The organism is Amycolatopsis vancoresmycina, assembly GCF_000716785.1.
GTDB classification, from domain to species: domain Bacteria; phylum Actinomycetota; class Actinomycetes; order Mycobacteriales; family Pseudonocardiaceae; genus Amycolatopsis; species Amycolatopsis vancoresmycina.
Genome location: NZ_JNYY01000020.1, coordinates 22,903 through 39,144 on the forward strand (window position 1 = coordinate 22,903; position 16,242 = coordinate 39,144).

Below are 16,242 nucleotides of genomic sequence, written 5' to 3' on the forward strand. Positions count from 1 at the left end.
GGTTACTTGGTCATTTATCCATGAGACGCGGTAGGCTGTCAACCAGTCGGGGACACTGGGGACCGGATTCCGGGAGGCGAAGGTGGTCACAGCAGCACCGGGCGAGGACCGTTCGACGGCCTTGGCCCTGGTCAACACGTGGCGGCTGATGGCGGGCGGGCAGGTGGACGACCTGGGCTCCCCCGAGGGCGCGGCTTCGTGGCTACGGCTGCCCGCTGTCGACGCCGGCGAGCTGGGTCGCCTGAGGGACCTGCGCACCGCGGTCCGCGAGCTGCTGGGAGCGTTGGCGGCGGAGCGGACACCGTCACCGGACGCGGTGGAGGCGGTGAACACGGCGGCCCGCGCCGACGCGGCGGCACCGCAGCTGGCGTGGCGCGAGGGGCCGGAGCGGTCGTGGCACAGCACCCGGCCGGGGAGTTTCGACGCGGCGGTGGCGGCGCTGGCGCGCGACGCGATCGAGGTGGTGAGCGGCGAGCTGGGGCCACTGGTGCGCCCGTGCGAGGCACACGGGTGCGTGCGGTACTACCTGCGCGAGCACGCCCGCCGCCGCTGGTGCTCGACGACGTGCGGCGACCGGGTCCGGGCGGCGCGGCACCAGCGGCTGGTGGTGGAGCAGCGCGAAGGTTCGCGGTGACGGCGCCGAGCGGCTCGGCCGGAAGCCCCGCACCGGGCCGGAACCCGGCAGCCCGCGTTAATCGACGAGGGCCCCGCAGCTCACGTTGACCGTCGCCGCCGTCATCGTGCGGGCTCGGTCCGAGGCCACGAACGCCGCCACCTCGCCCACGTCCGCCAGGGTGGCCGCGCGGCCCAGCATCGTCTTGCCCGCGATGTTCGCCTCCAGCTCCGCCCGGCCCGGGAAGCCCACCGGCAACGTCTCCGGCACGCCGCCCGTCCGGAGCGTCACCGTGCGGATCCCGTGCGGGCCCAGCTCGGCCGCCAGCTGGCGGCGCATCGCCTCGAGCGCGTGGAACGCCACCTGCAGCCCGCCCACCGCGAACTCGCGCACCGGGTCGGCCGCGCCGCCGAAGAACAGGATCACCCCGCTCCCCTGCGGGACCATGTGGCGGGCCGCCGCGCGGGCGGTCAGGAACTGGGTGCGCACCGCCGTTGTCACCGGGCGCTCGTAGTCCGCGAGCGCCATCTCCACCAGCGGTTTGCCCTGGACGTCACCGTGGGCGATCAGGTTGAACGAGATGCCGATGCCGCCCTCGGCGGCTACCGCGTCGGCGTGTTCGTCCACCGCCCGCTCGTCGAGGGCGTCGACCTCCGCCGTCTCGGCCCGGCCGCCGGCCGCGCGGATGCGTGCCGCGACCGGCTCCAGCCGCCCGCGCGTGCGGCCGGCGAGGAACACCCGCGCGCCTTCCGCGGCGAAAGCGGCGGCCACCGCCGCGCCGATCCGGCCGCCCCCGCCGTAGACGATCGCGTTCTTGCCTTCGAGCAACGTCATGGAACCTCCCGTGGTCACCCCTGCGTCGAACGGGCCCGCCCGGAATCGACCACTACGGCCGCGAAACCCCCATCGGGTTGGGCACCGGCACCAGACCCGCGTCGATCACGGCCCGGCTCAGCGGCTCCGCCAGCTCCAGCAGCCGCTCGACGTCGCTGCCCAAGGCCGCCACCGGGGCCGCCGCCAAGCGGTCCGTGTCCGCCTCGATGCGACGCCGCACCGCCGTCCCGGACTCCGTCAGGCGGCCGTCCGCGGCCAGCAGGCCGCGGTCGCGCAAGCCCGCCGCCGCCGTCGCCCAGTCGCCCTCCGACCAGCCACGATGGGGTTCGACGTCCGCTCGGCCGAGTACGCCGTCACCGATGTGGGTGAGGGTGGTCTCCAGGCCGCCGAGGCCCGCGTGGACCGCCGCGAGGACGTGCCCGTCGCCGCGGTGCTCACGCAGGATCGTCGCCGCCCGCCACAGCCGGGCGAGCGGATCCGCGGGCTCCGGCACCGCCGCCCAGGCCGCGGCCAGCGGGCGGCCGTCGCACCGGCACGCACCCACCGCCCGCTCCAGGAGGGTGACCAGCTCCTCGTGCCCGTCACCCAGCACCCGCCGCAACGCCGCCGAGACCGCTGCCAGCCGGGACGCGACGACGTCCGCGGGCGAAGCGAAGGTCCACGCGTCCGGGAGGGCCCGCGCCACCATCGCCGGTGCGAAGCAGAACAGCACCGCCGTCGCCGGCTCGGGGCCGATCGGGCCGAGCGGGGCCAGGCGTCCCGCGAAGTACCCCATCCAGTACCCGCGCAAGCCGACGGCCTTCGCCGCTTCGGCCGTCTCGGGCGCGAAGTAGACGACGGCGTGCAACGGCTCCACGGCGGCCCAGAGCCGGCGTTCGATCCTCACCGGCTCACGTTAACCCCAGGCCACGGGCAGCTCCCGGACCCCGTACACCAGCGTGTTGTGCTTGTACACCAACGCCTCCCGGGGTACCGCGAGCCGCAGCCCCGGCACCCGCCGGAACAACCGCGTCAACGCCTCCTGCAGTTCCACCCGCGCCAGCTGCTGCCCGATGCACTGGTGCGCCCCGAACCCGAACGCGACGTGCGTCCGCGGCGACTCGCGGCCGAAGTCGAGCTCGTCCGCGCCCGGGAACGCCGCCTCGTCGCGGTTCGCCGAGTTCAGCGCGGCCACGAGCCATTCCCCCGCGCGCACGTCCTGCGTCCCGACCCGGACGTCCGCGGTTGCGTACCGCAGCACCCCGAACTGCACCACCGACAGGTACCGCAGCAGCTCCTCGACCGCGCGATCCGGCGCCGCGAGCACGGCGTCCTGCGCGCCCTGGTGTTCCAGCAGCACCAGGGTGCTCAGCGCGATCATGTTCGCCGTCGTCTCGTGGCCGGCCACCAGCAGGCTGAGGCCGAGCACGACCAGCTCCTCCATCGTCAGCGGGTCACCGGCGCCGGCGGAAATCAGCCTGCTGAACAGATCGTCCTGCGGATTCCCCTGCTTCTCCGTGAACAACTCCGCCAGGTACCCGGAAAGCTCGTCGTAGGCCCGCTGCTTCTCCTCGCGGGTGGCGTCGGTGCTGACCAGCGTCGTGCTCTGCGTCTGGAAGCGGGACCGGTCCGCGTACGGGACGCCCAGCAGCTCGCAGATCACCAGCGACGGGATCGGCAACGCGAAGTCCGCCACCAGGTCCGCCCGGCCCGGCTTCGCGAGCATCGCGTCGAGGTGGCTCTCCACCAGCTCCTGGACGTACCCGCGCAACGCTTCGACGCGCCGCACGGTGAACTCGGCCATCACCTTCTTCCGCAGCCGGGAGTGCGCCGGGCCGTCGAGCTGGATGATCGAGCCGGGACTGACCTCCTCGTCGAGGTCGGCGTCCGGGTTCACGTGCACCGACGACGCGCCGCGCGAGCTCATCGTGCGGTCGGCGAGCACCGCGCGGACGTCGGCGTAGCGCGTCACCAGGTGCGCGTCCATGCCCGCCGGGCACCGCACCTTCGACGTCGGCGCGGTTTCCCGGCGGGTGGCGTAGTCCTCGGGCGGGTCGAACGGGCAGCCGGCCGGTCGGGTCGTCGGGAGGGCCGGGGTGGTGGGTGCTGCCGTCACGGCGGATCACACTCTCTCTTCCGGTGGTCTGGACACTTCCACCTTGGAGACGACCGCGGCCGCCCGCCGCCCCTTCGACCCGGATGGCCTAGCGAGCGCCGTACGCGCCGCCGTTCACCGGCACGACCTGGCCGGTGATGTGCGCGGCGCCCGGCTCGGCGAGGAACCGGACCGCGTCCGCGACCTCCTCCGGGCGGCCGGCGCGCCGGTTGAACGCCGCGGAGATCCGGGAGTTCAGCCATTCTTCGGTCAGCGTGCCGTGGAAGAACTCCGTGTCGAGGACGACGCCGGGCGCCACGACGTTCGCCGTGCCCCCGGCCGGGCCGAGCCGGCGCGCGAGGTCGGTGTTCCACGCTTCGATGGCCGCCTTGGCCGCGCCGTACGAGCCCGAGCCCTGCTTCGCCGCGATGGAGCCGAGTGTCACGACACGCACGTTGTCCGTGAAGCGCGGCTTCAGCGCTTCGGTGACGAGCACGGCGGAAATGACGTTGGCGTCGAAGTTCGCCCGCCACGCGTCGGCCAGCCCCGCCAGGTCGCCGGCCGCGGGCGCCTCCCGGACCCGGTCGGTGTTGCCGCCGGCGTTGTTGACCAGGACGTCGACCCGCCCGGGCAGCTCGGCCAGCGCCGCCTGCACGGCCGCCGGGTCGCTCGCGTCGAAGGCCACCGCCCGCGCGCCGATCTTCTCCGCCGCCGCTTCGAGGACGTCCTTGCGGCGGCCGGTGACGGTGACCCGCTCGCCCGCCGCCGTGAACCGGGCGGCGATCGCCAGCCCGATGCCCGTGCCGCCGCCGGTCACCACGATTTCCCGCTGTTCGCTCATACCGCCCATCCTGACCGAGGAAAGCGCTGACCGAGCACGGTTTCCCGTCGAGCGGGACATCAGGCGCGGTTTGTTAGGAAACTTTACGAATAAGTCTTGACGGCACGGCGTCACCCGGCGAACCTGGACCCACGCCGCAGTCACCTTCCGCCCGATCCTCCCGGAGGCAGCATGACCCGGCGCGCGCTCGTGCTCGTCGTGACCCTGTTCCTCGCACTGGCCGCCGCCCTCGGCGGCGCGTCCACGGCGAGCGCGGCCACCACCCAGCCAACCTTCCTCACCTTCTACGGCTGGTGGGACAACACCCCGCCCGGCGGGGACATCTCCTACCCGCAGATCCACAGCACGGCCGGCGGCAAGGGCAGCTACGCCGACCCGATCACCTTCGCCACCAGCAGCGACGAACTCAAGCCCGGCACCAAGGTGTGGGTGCCGCGGGTGAAGAAGTACTTCATCATGGAGGACGGCTGCGACGAGTGTTCCGACGACTGGAACAGCCACGGCCCGAACGGCGGCCCCGGCCTGCGGCACATCGACCTCTGGCTCGGCGGCAAGGGCGGCAGCGCCTTCGACGCGATCGACTGCGAAGACGCGCTCACCCACTACAACCCCGACAACACGCCGGTCATGGAGCCGGTCGTCGTCGACCCGCCGTCGGACGAGCCCTACGACGCCACGCCGATCTTCAACACCGGCACCGGTGAGTGCTGGGGCGGCGCGAAGCCGAACACCACCGTCGGCCAGTACAAGAACAACTCCACCGGCACCTGCCTCGAGGCCCCCGGCAGCGGGACCACGCTGAAGGTCGGCACCTGCACCGGCGGCGACGCGCAGCGGTTCACCTTCCACGGCGCCTTCCTCGTGATCGACGACAAGTGCGCGGGCATCTCCGGCAGCTCGATCGTGCTGCAGACCTGCACCGGCGGCCCGGCCCAGCAGTGGTCGATCAACCCCGACGGCACGATCTCCGACATCCAGACGAGCAAGAAGTGCTTCCGCGCCTCGGGCACCACGCTCACCGCGGGCAGCTGCTCCGGCACCCAGGCCCGCTGGACGTTCACCGCGGCCGGAAGCCCCTCGGGCCTCAGCGTGACGCCGTCGTCGGTGTCGGTCGCGCCGAGTGCGTCCGCGACGGCCACGGTGACCTCCACCGACGCCGTCACGCTGTCCGCGAGCGGCGCTCCGGCGGGTGTCACGGTGGCCTTCTCCCCCGCGTCGGTGCCGGCCGGCGGGTCCTCGACCGTCACGGTGGCCGCCGCCGCGACCGCGTCCGCCGGTTCGGCGACGATCACCATCACCGGCGGGACGAAGACGGCTTCGCTGGGGGTCACGGTGACCGGCGGGGGTGGCCCGGAAACCCTGCTGTCACAAGGCAAAACCGCGACGGCGTCGTCCACCGAATCGTCGTCGTACCCGGCGGGCGCGGCCTTCGACGGCAACCTGACGAGCACCCGCTGGGCGTCCAAGGAAGGCAGCAACGCGGAGTGGCTGCGCGTCGACCTCGGCGCCACGAAGGCCGTCTCGCACGTCAAGCTGACCTGGGAAGCCGCGTACGGCAAGGCGTACAGCATCCAGACGTCCGCCGACGGCAGCACGTGGACGACGATCTACAGCACCACGACCGGCAACGGCGGCACGGACGACCTCACCGGCCTGACCGGTTCCGGCCGGTACGTCCGGATGAACGGCGGCACGCGCGGCACGTCGTACGGTTACTCGCTGTACGAAATGCAGGTGTACGGGAGTTAGTTGCCATTCCGGCAACGGAGTTTGCCTTCTCGGGGACGTTGTCCGCATGCTCGGGGGACGTCCTTGAGGAGGAACCATGCCCCACGACCACCCGATGACCGTCGACGCCATGCTCAAGCAGGACTTCTGGGAAGCGATGTACCAGCGTGACGAGCACCGGATCTGGAGCGGGAACGTCAACGTCAACCTGCGCACCGAGGTCGAAGGGCTGAAACCCGGGCACGCGCTCGACCTCGGCAGCGGCGAGGGCGGCGACGCGATCTGGCTCGCGAAGCAGGGCTGGACGGTCGACGGCGTCGACATCTCGACCACCGCGCTGGCCCGCGCGGCGGAAGCCGCCGCCGAGGCGGGCGTGACGGTCAACTGGCTGCACCGCAACATCCTCGAGTGGCGGCCGGAAGCGCGGTACGACCTGGTCTCGGCGCAGTACATGCACCTGCCGCCGGACCTGCGCCGGGACGTCTTCACCGCGGCCGCGGCGGCGATCCGGCCCGGCGGTTCGCTGCTGGTCGTCGGGCACTCGCCGAAGGCCATGCGGCAGTTCGACGGCCAGAAGCCGCCGGAGGAGCTGTACTTCGAGCCGGAGGAGATCACCGGCTACCTCGGTGACGCGTGGCAGTGGCTGGTCGAGACGTGCGAGACGCGCGGCGAGGGCCACCACACCGACGCCGTCTACCGCGCGCGGCGGCTCGAGGCGTGACGTGCGAGGGCCCGCTCACCTCCCCCGACGGCGGTGAGCGGGCCCTCGCGCGGGCTCAGGCGAGCTCGAGGCCGTACGCCTGCAGCTCGAGGGTGAGCGGGTAGAAGTAGCTGGTCACGGTGTCGCCGCCGGACAGCGTGCCCAGGCCGGTGGAGCCGTCGTAGGCCGGGCCGCCGGAGTCGCCGTGGTCGGTGTGCGCGGTGGTGCCGAACTCGTGGTTGAGCACGCCGACGTCGAAGTTGACCGACTCGTCGACCGAGGTGACCTCGCCGCTGCCGCCGCCGGTGGTCGAGCCCTGCTTCTGGATCTGCTCGCCGACGGTGGGCGCGGCCGCGCTGGTGATCGGCTGGCCGGTGTTGATCTCGCCGGGACCACTGCCGTTCGGGCGGGTCAGCAGGCCGGAGTCGGCGCCGGGGCAGTCGCTTTCGACGACCTGGGCGCCCGAGACGTCCCCGCCGGACCAGGTGCCGCCGAGGTTGGTGCAGTGGCCCGCGGTGAGCAGGAACGGCGAACCGCCGCGCGTCACGTTGAAGCCGAGCGAGCAGCGGCCCTGGCTGTTCTGGATCGCGTCGCCGTCGGCGATGTACAGCGACAGCTTGCCGGTGCGGTGCTCGACGCGGACGCTGTCGCCGTACTTCGCGGCGGCCGCGGACACCTTGTCGGCGGTCGCCTTGCTGGCGGCGTCGTAGACCTTCACCACGACCTGGTTGGTCTTGGTGTCGATGCCCCACGCGGTCTGCGGCACGCCCTTCACCGCGTCCAGCTGGTTCTTGACGCCGGTGAGCGCGGCGAAGGTGTGCTTGACCTTCTTCGCGGTGAGGCCGGCCGCCTGCACCCGCTGCAGCGCGGCGTCGTCGACGACGTTCACGACAGCCTTGCCGTTTTCGAGGTAAACGCCGCCCGACGCGGCACCGAGCGCGTTCGCCACCTGGGTGGCACTGGTGATCGCGTGCGCCTGCAGTTCGGCGAAGGCCAGTGGGGACGCCGTGGCCGCCGAGGCGCAAACACCGCTGGTCAGCGCAGCGGCCGACAAGACGGCGAGGGTCTTGAGGGCGGTCTTCCGGGGAGTCATCAACTTCCTCCAGGTTGCCGTTCGAAGCCTGTGCCGACACTTTCGTTGCCAGGCAACCAACGCACTACCGACGAAGGTTGGTTAATAACCAAGGGAACCGGACATACCTCTCAGATCACCCGGACGGCCCAGTGCCGGTGCGGCTTCCGGCCTACTCCCGCGGCCAGCGGACGTGGTCCTCGTAGCCCGGGTGCTTCTTCAGGTACCCGGCGATGAACGGGCAGACCGGCACGATCGTCCGGCCGTGCGCGACGACGTCGTCGAGCGCGCCCGCGGCCAGTACCTTGCCCAGGCCCTGCCCGGAGAACGCGTCGTCGATCTCGGTGTGGGTGAAGACCGTCAGGTCACCGCGCAAGCTGTACTGCGCGATCCCCGCCAGCTTCTCCCCCGCCCACAGCTCGTAGCGGTCTTCGTCCGGGTTGTCGACCACCCGGTTTTCGTCGGTCATCTGCTCTCCTCGCTCGGGGACATCCCCCATCGTGCGACGGCCCGCCACCGCGTGCCGATCGGGCCCGCCCGCCGCTGGGCCGGCCGGGGGAAGCGCCCGTCCCGTTCGTGTGCTTCGCGGCTGTTCCCCTTGGCGGACACCGCGGCCGGCTGGTTGCCTCGCGGTGTGCCCGAGCAGCCGTTCGTCCTCCCCGAGTTCTACCTGCCCTACCCGGCGCGCCTGAACCCGCACCTGGACCGGGCGCGCACCCACAGCAAGGCGTGGGCGCGCGAGCTGGACATGATCGACGTGCCGCAGCACGGCACGGTGATCTGGACCGAGCGCGACCTCGACTCCCACGACTACGCCCTGCTCTGCGCGTACACGCACCCGGACGCCGGCGCCGACGAGCTCGACCTGATCACCGACTGGTACGTCTGGGTCTTCTACTTCGACGACCACTTCCTCGAGCTCTACAAGCGCACCGGCGACATCGACAGCGCGCGCACCTACCTCGACCGGCTCGAGCTGTTCATGCCGGCCGAAGGCGAGATCACCGCGGCGCCGGAGAACCCGGTCGAGCGCGGCCTCGCCGACCTGTGGCAGCGGACGGTCCCGCAGCGGACGGCCGGCTGGCGGCGCCGGTTCGCCGCCAGCACGAAGGCGCTGCTGGACGAGTCGCTGTGGGAACTGGCCAACATCAACGAGGGCCGGCTCGCCAACCCCATCGAGTACGTCGAGATGCGGCGGAAGGTCGGCGGCGCGCCGTGGTCGGCGAACCTGGTCGAGCACTCGGTGCACGCCGAGGTGCCGGACGCGATCGCCGCGTCCCGGCCGATGGAGGTGCTGCGCGACTGCTTCGCCGACAGCGTCCACCTCCGCAACGACCTGTTCTCCTACCAGCGCGAGGTGCAGGACGAGGGCGAGCTGTCCAACGGCGTGCTCGTGTTCGAGAAGTTCCTCGGGCTGCCCACCCAGCAGGCGGCCGACGCGGTCAACGACCTGATCACCTCGCGGCTGCACCAGTTCGAGCACACGGCGCTCACCGAGGTGCCCGCGCTGTTCGACGAACACTGCGTCGACGCGGCCGCGCGGGCGGCGACGTTCGCGTACGTCAAGGGCCTGCAGGACTGGCAGGCCGGCGGGCACGAATGGCACCTGCGCTCCAGCCGGTACATGAACGAAGGCGCGCCGGCCGGCCACGACGGCTTCGGCACCTCCGCGGCCCGCATCTTCGCCTCGGTCCTCGCCACCGCGCCGCAACGGCTGCGGGCGTACGGCTCGGCGCCGTTTTCCGCAGCCGGCGTGCCGCAGCCGTCGCTCGAGCTGCCGTTGCCGCTGCGGCTCAGCCCGCACCTGGCCGAGGCCCGCGCCCGGAACGTCGACTGGGCGCGGCAGCAGGGTTTCCTCGACGGCGTGGTGTGGGACGAGCGGAAACTGCGCGCCGCCGACCTGCCGCTGTGCGCGGCGGGCATCCTCCCGGACGCGGCGGCCGACGCCCTCGACGTCACGAGCGACTGGCTGACCTGGCGCACCTACGCCGACGACTACTACCCGCTGGTGTTCGGCGCGACCCGCGACCTCGCCGGCGCGAAGACGGCCAATCGCCGGCTGGCGGCCTTCATGCCGGTGGACGGCCTGCCGATGCCCACGCCGGCCACGGCGCTGGAAACGGGCCTGGCCGACCTCTGGCCACGGACCCCGGCGGAGCGCAGGCCCGCCGTGCGCCGGGCGGTCGAGACGATGACGTCGAGCTGGCTCTGGGAGCTGGCGAACCAGGCCCACAACCGCATCCCGGACCCGATCGACTACGTCGGGATGCGGCGCCGGACGTTCGGTGCGGACCTCACGATGACCCTCTCGCGCGGCCGGGCGATCCCGCCGGAGCTGCAGCGGACGCGCCCGGTGCAGACCCTCGAGAACGCGGCGGCGGACGTGGCGGCCCTGGCCAACGACCTGTACTCCTACCGCAAGGAGATCCAGTACGAAGGCGAGCTGCACAACGCCGTGCTGGTGGTGCGCAACTTCCTGGACTGCACGGAGGAGCGTGCGGCCGAGGTGGTGACGGACCTGGTCCACGCCCGCCTGGCGGAGTTCGAGCACGCGGCGGCGACCGAGCTGCCCGCCCTGTACCGCGACGAGGCCACCGAGGAGCTGCTGCAAGGCTTCGTCCAGGAGCTGCGCGACTGGCTGGCCGGAATCGTGCACTGGCACGAGAACTCGGCCCGCTACACGGAACCGGACCTGAACTACCACCCGGCAGCGGCCGTTCCGGTGTTCGGTGGCCCGACCGGCCTCGGCACCTCGGCCCTGCGCATCTCGGCCCTCCTCCCCGTGGCCCCCTAACCCGACCCGCCCGGCACGCCAACCGACCCTCTGGGCACGCCAACCGACCGTCTGGGTACGCCAACCGGCCCGCCGGGATCGCTGAACGGCGTTGCCCTGGCCACTCCGCCGGGCGTCCGGCTCCGGCGGAGGCGATACTCGGGGCGTGAGCGGCTTCAACCTGCGTTTCCTCGGCCATTCGACCGTCCGCCTGGAACTCGGTGGCCGGGTCGTGCTGACCGATCCCGTGCTCACCGCGCGCGTCGGCGGGCTCATCCGGGTCGTTCCGCCGCCGCCGCCCGGCAGCTACGCCGGCGCCGACCTCGTCCTCGTCTCGCACCTGCACGGCGACCACCTGCACCTGCCGTCGCTGCGGCTGCTCGGCCGGGGCACCCGGATCGTCGTCCCGCGCGGCGCCGGTTCCTGGCTCACCAGGAAGGGCTTCACGCGCGTCGAGGAAATCGCGCCTGGGGAGACGTTCACCGACGGCGGGCTCACCGTCACCGCTACCGAAGCCGTCCACTCCGGGCACCGCTGGGGCCCGCGCCTGACCCACGGGCCGCAGAGCCCCGCCCTCGGGCACCTCCTCGAGGGCGACGGCAAGCGGGTCTACAACGCGGGCGACACCGACCTCTTCGACGGCATGCGCGACCTCGGCCCGGTCGACGTCGCCCTGCTGCCCGTCTGGGGCTGGGGCCCGAACCTCGGCCCCGGCCACCTCGACCCCGCCCGCGCCGCGCAGGCCGCCGCGCTGGTCCAAGCCCGCGCGGCCGTCCCGGTCCACTGGGGCACCCTCGCCCTCCCCGGCGTCCGGCGCACCGCGCGGATGCGGCGGCTGCTGGCCGACCCGCCGCGCGTGTTCGCCGCCGAAGCGAAAGGCCAGACCGAAGTGCTGTTCACCGAGCCCGGCGCCGACGTCGTGCTCCCCGCGCCGACGGACCGCGCGTGAACTGGACGGACCCGGCCGCCGTCGGGTACCCGGCGGTGTTCGGCGGCGTGCTGCTCGGCTCGATCGTGCCGATCGTGCCCACCGGCGCGGTCGTCGGCGCCGCGGCCGCCGTCGCGACGACGACCGGCCACCTGTCCCTGCCGCTCGTGATCGTCCTCGCCACGCTCGGCGCCTACCTCGGTGACGTCGTGACGTTCGGCATCCCGCGGCTGGGCAGCGAAGCCGCGTTCCGCTGGATCAGCCGCCGCCAGCCCGCCGAACGCCTCGAGAAGGCGCGCGAGCAGTTCGCCCGGCGCGGCTGGCAGCTCGTCGTGATCGGCAGGCTCGTCCCGGCCGGCCGGATCCCGGTGCTGCTCGCGGCGGCCGCGCTGAGCTACCCGTGGCGGCGCCTGCTGCCCGCCGCGCTCGGCGCGTGCGTGCTCTGGGCGTGCGCGTACGCCGTGCTCGGCATCGTCAGCGGCGGCATCTTCGACTCGCCGCTGATCGCGACCCTGCTGGCGACGGTGCTGGTCCTGCTGGTCACCGTCCTGACGAACGTGATCGCCCGGTGGCGGCGCCGGACCAAGGAGCGGGTGTGACGACGACCGCGCCGAAGGGCAGGCTGCTGCGCGGCGGCCGGGCCGTCGCCCGCGCGCTGCTGGTGTGGGTCGCCGTGACCGGTGCCCTGCGCCTGCTCGACGTGCTCCTACCCGGCTTCCGGATGACGCACTGGTGGCAGCCGACGGTGTGCGCGCTGCTGCTCGGCCTGCTGGCGGCCGTCGGCTGGCCGCTCGTCATGCGGATCGCCTACCCGCTGGCGTTCTTCACCTTCGGCCTCTTCGGGTTCCTGCTGATCGGCGCCGGCACCCTGGCCGTGTTCCGCACGGTGCCCGGCGTGGAGATCGCCGACTTCCGCAGCGCCGTGCTCGTCACGCTCGGCATGGCCGCGGTCGGCGTGCTCATCTCCAGCCTGCTGGCCATCGACGAGGACGAGATCTTCTTCCGCCGCGCCGCGCGCCGCCGCCGTCGCCACGCCCCGGCGGCCGGGGCGGCGGACCAGCCGCCCGGCGTGGTGTTCCTGCAGATCGACGGCCTCGGTTTCGACACCGTCCGCCGCGCGGTCCGCGACGGCGACATGCCGACGTTCGCCGCGTGGCTCGCCGAGGGCAGCCACGCGCTGACCCGGTGGCACACCGACTGGAGCTCGCAGACCGGCGCGAGCGTCTGCGGCATCCTGCACGGCTCCAACCACGACATCCTCGGGTTCCGCTGGTACGAAAAGGACCGCGACCACGTGATGGCGTGCGCGCACCCGGCCGACGCGGCGGAGATCGAGCGGCGGCACTCCGACGGGCGCGGGCTGCTCGCCGGCGACGGCGCGAGCCGCGGCAACCTGTTCTCCGGCGACGCCGGCCACGTCAGCCTCACCATGAGCTCGATCCCGGTGCTGGTGCCGAAGAAACTGCTGCGACGGCACCGCGACCGGCTCGGCGCGGGCTACTACGCCTACTTCGCGAACCCGGTCAACGCGCTGCGCACGTTCGCCGTCGCGCTCGCCGACGTCTTCCGCGAGATCAACGCGTCCGTGCGCCAGCGCCGCGCCGGGGTCGTGCCGCGGGTCCCGCGCGGCGGCTGGTACCCCCTCGCGAGGCCGGGGACGACGGTGATCGCGCGGGACGTCGTCGTGTCGGCGATCCTCGGCGACATGCTCGCCGGGCGGCCGGTGGTGTACGCGGACTTCCTCGGCTACGACGAGGTCGCGCACCACTCCGGCATCGAGCGGTTCGACACGCTGTCGGTGCTGCGCTCGATCGACCAGCAGATCGCGCGGCTGCACCGGGCTTCGCGGCTCGCTCCTCGCAGTTACCACGTCGTCGCGCTGTCGGACCACGGCCAGACCCAGGGCCAGGCGTTCTCGCAGCGGTTCGGCGAGACGATCGAGGCGTACGTCGGCCGCCTGTGCGGCGGCACGCCGTCACCGTCGGCGGGCAAGCGCCGCCAGGCCGAAAGCTGGCAGATCAACGCGGCTCTGGCGGAGGCGACGAAGAGCGGCGGCCTGATCGCGCGGCGGCTGCGCGCCCGTGTGGAGGACGCGGAGTGCGCCGAAGACCGGCCGCGCACGACGTCCGGTTCGCCCGGCGCGGTGACCCGCGTGGCGCCCGGGGTGGTGGTGGTCGTGTCGGGCCACCTCGCGATGGTGTCGTTCACCGAACACGAAGGCCGCGTCGAGCTGGAGACGATCGAGCGCGAGCACCCCGACCTGCTGCCGTCGCTGGTGGACCACCCCGGCGTCGGGTTCCTGCTGGTGCGCAGCCGCGAGTTCGGCCCGGTGGTGCTGGGCCGCGACGGCCTGCACCGGCTCGCTTCCGGCGTGGTGATCGGCGAGGACCCGCTGCTGCCGTACGGCGAGCACGCGGCGGAGCTGATCCGCCGGGTGGACACGTTCCCGCACTGCGCGGACGTGATGATCAACAGCCGCTACGACCCGGATTCGGACCAGGCGTCCCCGTTCGAGACGCACGTGGGCTCGCACGGCGGGCTGGGCGGCCCGCAGCAGCGCGGGTTCGTGGTGCACCCGCGCGAGTTCGCGGTTCCGGACGAGGTCGTCGGCGCGGAGGCCCTGCACCGGGTGTTCCGCGGCTGGCTGGCAGAGTTGGGGCACGCCCCGGTGGAAACCCCGGTTACGGAGGTAGTTTCGTGAAGCTGACGGTCTACGGCGCGAGCTGGTGCCCGGACGTGAAGCGCAGCCGCGCACTGCTCGACCGCGAAGGCGTCGAGTACTCCTATGTGGACGTCGAAGCGGACGCGGCCGCCGAGCAGCGGGTCCGCGAGCTGCAGGACGGCGCCCGCCGGATCCCGACCATCGTCTGGGCGGACGGATCGTTCCTGGTCGAGCCGTCGGACGACGAGCTGAGCGCGCGCCTGTGAAGCTGCTGCGGGAGCTGCCGCTGGGCACCCGGGTGGTCGTCCGCTACCGGATCGGGGGCGGGTTCACCGACGCGCTCGGGAACCTGGTGGCCCGCGACGAAACCACGTGCACGGTGGAAACCCGGCGCGGTCCGGTGGTGGTGGACCTGGCCTCGGTCACCCTCACCAAGCCGGTGCCTCCGCCGCCGGTCCGGAGATCGCGGTTCGACGAGCTGGTCGCCGAGGCGGCGGCGGAGCCCGTCGACGGCTGGGACTTCTCCTGGCTCGACGGGCGCGCGACCGAGGAGCGTCCGTCCTGGGGTTACCAGCGGCTGCTGGGCGCACGGCTCGCCCAGGTCGAAGCCGCCCTCGACGTGGAAACGGGCGGCGGCGAAGTCCTCGACGGCTGCCCGGCGCTGCCCCTTTTGACGGCCGCGACCGAGTCGTGGCCACCGAACGTGGCCCGCGCGTCGGCCCGCCTCCGCCCGCGCGGGGTCGTCGTCGTGGCCACCGAGGCCCTCCCGTTCGGCGACGGCGTGTTCGACCTCGTGTCCAGCCGCCACCCGGTGACGACCGACTGGCACGGGATCGCCCGCGTCCTGCGCCCCGGCGGCAGCTACTTCTCCCAGCAGGTCGGCCCGGCGAGCGTGTTCGAGCTGGTCGAGTTCTTCCTCGGCCCGCAACCGGAGGAGGCGCGCAACAGCCGCCACCCGGACCGGGCGGTGCGGGAAGCCGAAGCGGCCGGCCTGGAGGTGGTCGACCTGCGCTCGGAGTCGCTGCGCACGGAGTTCTCCGACATCGGCGCGGTGGTCTGGTTCCTGCGCAAGGTGATCTGGATGGTGCCGGGGTTCACGGTCGAGGGGTATCGGGACAAGCTGAAGGAACTGCACGAGCTGATCGAGCGTGACGGCCCGTTCGTGGCCCATACGACGAGGTTCCTCATCGAGGCCCGGAAGCCTTGACGATCGCCGCGTCGACGCCGTCGAGCAGCAGCTCCAGGCCCGCCTCGAACGACAGCCGGGCCTCGCGCTCCAGGTAAGCCTCGCCGGTCGCTTCGAACGTGCCCTCCTCGCCGAGCCGAGCCACCGTCGGGAACCGGGACGGAAGGTCCGGGACCAGCTCGCCCAGCAGCACCGAGCGCGCCGACCACCAGTCCTCTTCGGACTGTCCCGTCTCGGTCGCGGCCTGCCGGGACTCGGCCGCCGCCTGGACCGATCCGCGCACGATGTTGAACAACGCCGACACCACCCAGCGCACCCGCGTCAGCGGCAACCCCGTCGTGGCCAGCACCGACAGCAGCGTCTCCTGCACGTGGAACTCCCCCGGGCCGAGCACCGGCCGTGCCGGTGACACCTGCAGCAGCCAGGGGTGGCGCAGGTGCAGGTCCCACAGGGCGTCGGCCAGTGCCAACGCAGAAACACGCCAGCCGCCGGAGTCCGGGTAGGCCGACGGCAGCTCCCCCAGCGTGCGGTCGTACATCAGGTCGACGAGCTCGGTCTTGCCCGGCACGTACGTGTAGAGCGCCATCGCCGTCCGGCCGAGGCGCTCGCCCACCGACCGCATCGACAGCGCCGCCATGCCCTCGGCGTCCGCGATCTCGATCGCCGCCGCGACGATCGCCTCGACGGACAGGCCCGGCTTGGGTCCCGGGCCCGTGCGCGGGGCCCCCACCCGCGGCCCCCACAGCAGCTCCATGGACCGGCGGGCGTCGCCCTGACCCGCGAAGACGACCACCTTGCCGACTCCTTACACCCTAAAGTAATGTACGCTGG

16 protein-coding genes and 1 pseudogene are annotated in these 16,242 nt (G+C 72.7%); 10 read left to right on the plus strand and 7 right to left on the minus strand.

The genetic code is table 11. The features are described 5' to 3' along the window. The first annotated feature begins 82 nt into the window (after window positions 1-82). Window positions 83-634, plus strand: coding sequence for a CGNR zinc finger domain-containing protein (locus OO60_RS35850; RefSeq protein ID WP_033263035.1), 552 nt, complete (start codon window positions 83-85; stop codon window positions 632-634). A 57-nt stretch (window positions 635-691) separates the two neighbouring features. Here OO60_RS35850 and OO60_RS35855 read toward each other — a convergent pair whose 3' ends face one another. The 4 genes from OO60_RS35855 to OO60_RS35870 form a co-directional block, all read right to left on the minus strand. Beyond that, window positions 692-1,447, minus strand: coding sequence for an SDR family NAD(P)-dependent oxidoreductase (locus tag OO60_RS35855; protein ID WP_033263036.1), 756 nt, complete (start codon window positions 1,445-1,447; stop codon window positions 692-694). Window positions 1,448-1,499: 52 nt separating this feature from the next. Next, window positions 1,500-2,333, minus strand: coding sequence for an SCO6745 family protein (locus tag OO60_RS35860; protein ID WP_033263037.1), 834 nt, complete (start codon window positions 2,331-2,333; stop codon window positions 1,500-1,502). Window positions 2,334-2,342: 9 nt separating this feature from the next. After that, entirely contained in the window at window positions 2,343-3,542 is a 1,200-nt protein-coding gene (locus tag OO60_RS35865; protein ID WP_003061638.1) for a cytochrome P450, read from the minus strand. An 88-nt stretch (window positions 3,543-3,630) separates the two neighbouring features. Further along, window positions 3,631-4,362 (minus strand): SDR family NAD(P)-dependent oxidoreductase, encoded by a 732-nt coding sequence (locus tag OO60_RS35870; RefSeq protein WP_003061634.1) that lies wholly within the window; start codon window positions 4,360-4,362, stop codon window positions 3,631-3,633. A gap of 171 nt (window positions 4,363-4,533) precedes the next feature. Here OO60_RS35870 and OO60_RS35875 point away from each other — a divergent pair, with 171 nt between their 5' ends. Next, window positions 4,534-6,111, plus strand: coding sequence for a discoidin domain-containing protein (locus tag OO60_RS35875; protein ID WP_003061631.1), 1,578 nt, complete (start codon window positions 4,534-4,536; stop codon window positions 6,109-6,111). A gap of 76 nt (window positions 6,112-6,187) precedes the next feature. Beyond that, entirely contained in the window at window positions 6,188-6,811 is a 624-nt protein-coding gene (locus tag OO60_RS35880) for an SAM-dependent methyltransferase (RefSeq protein WP_003061628.1), read from the plus strand. Between the two features lie 55 nt (window positions 6,812-6,866). Here the strand turns inward: OO60_RS35880 and OO60_RS35885 are convergent, their stop codons facing one another. Next, window positions 6,867-7,883 (minus strand): S1 family peptidase, encoded by a 1,017-nt coding sequence (locus OO60_RS35885; RefSeq protein ID WP_003061625.1) that lies wholly within the window; start codon window positions 7,881-7,883, stop codon window positions 6,867-6,869. A gap of 151 nt (window positions 7,884-8,034) precedes the next feature. Next, complete coding sequence (locus tag OO60_RS35890) at window positions 8,035-8,331, minus strand: GNAT family N-acetyltransferase (RefSeq protein WP_003061622.1); 297 nt, start codon at window positions 8,329-8,331, stop codon at window positions 8,035-8,037. A 165-nt stretch (window positions 8,332-8,496) separates the two neighbouring features. On the opposite strand from OO60_RS35890, the gene OO60_RS35895 reads away from it, so the two are divergent. The 7 genes and pseudogenes from OO60_RS35895 (at window position 8,497) to OO60_RS35920 (ending at window position 15,432) form a co-directional block, all read left to right on the plus strand. Beyond that, on the plus strand, window positions 8,497-10,656 hold the full coding sequence (locus OO60_RS35895) for a terpene synthase family protein (protein WP_240490601.1): 2,160 nt from the start codon (window positions 8,497-8,499) through the stop codon (window positions 10,654-10,656). Between the two features lie 145 nt (window positions 10,657-10,801). Next, complete coding sequence (locus OO60_RS35900) at window positions 10,802-11,584, plus strand: MBL fold metallo-hydrolase (RefSeq protein WP_003061618.1); 783 nt, start codon at window positions 10,802-10,804, stop codon at window positions 11,582-11,584. Next, entirely contained in the window at window positions 11,581-12,162 is a 582-nt protein-coding gene (locus OO60_RS35905; RefSeq protein ID WP_003061615.1) for a DedA family protein, read from the plus strand. Before OO60_RS35900 ends, OO60_RS35905 begins: the two co-directional genes overlap by 4 nt. Further along, window positions 12,159-14,264, plus strand: a complete 2,106-nt coding sequence (locus tag OO60_RS35910; protein ID WP_003061611.1) for a phage holin family protein — start codon at window positions 12,159-12,161, stop codon at window positions 14,262-14,264. The genes OO60_RS35905 and OO60_RS35910 overlap by 4 nt, the downstream gene beginning before the upstream one ends. Beyond that, window positions 14,261-14,491 carry a glutaredoxin domain-containing protein gene (locus OO60_RS35915; protein ID WP_003061609.1) on the plus strand — a complete coding sequence of 77 codons (231 nt, stop codon included), beginning with the start codon at window positions 14,261-14,263 and terminating at the stop codon, window positions 14,489-14,491. Before OO60_RS35910 ends, OO60_RS35915 begins: the two co-directional genes overlap by 4 nt. Next, a pseudogene (locus OO60_RS47980) lies at window positions 14,488-14,691 on the plus strand (putative acetyltransferase); the annotation flags it as partial. The gene OO60_RS35915 and the pseudogene OO60_RS47980, both read left to right, overlap by 4 nt. Further along, complete coding sequence (locus tag OO60_RS35920; RefSeq protein WP_033263058.1) at window positions 14,665-15,432, plus strand: methyltransferase domain-containing protein; 768 nt, start codon at window positions 14,665-14,667, stop codon at window positions 15,430-15,432. The pseudogene OO60_RS47980 and the gene OO60_RS35920, both read left to right, overlap by 27 nt. On the opposite strand, the gene OO60_RS35925 is transcribed toward OO60_RS35920, so the two are convergent. Further along, window positions 15,410-16,204, minus strand: coding sequence for a TetR/AcrR family transcriptional regulator (locus tag OO60_RS35925; protein ID WP_003061603.1), 795 nt, complete (start codon window positions 16,202-16,204; stop codon window positions 15,410-15,412). The two genes, OO60_RS35920 and OO60_RS35925, sit on opposite strands and share 23 nt — an antisense overlap. Window positions 16,205-16,242: the final 38 nt, after the last annotated feature.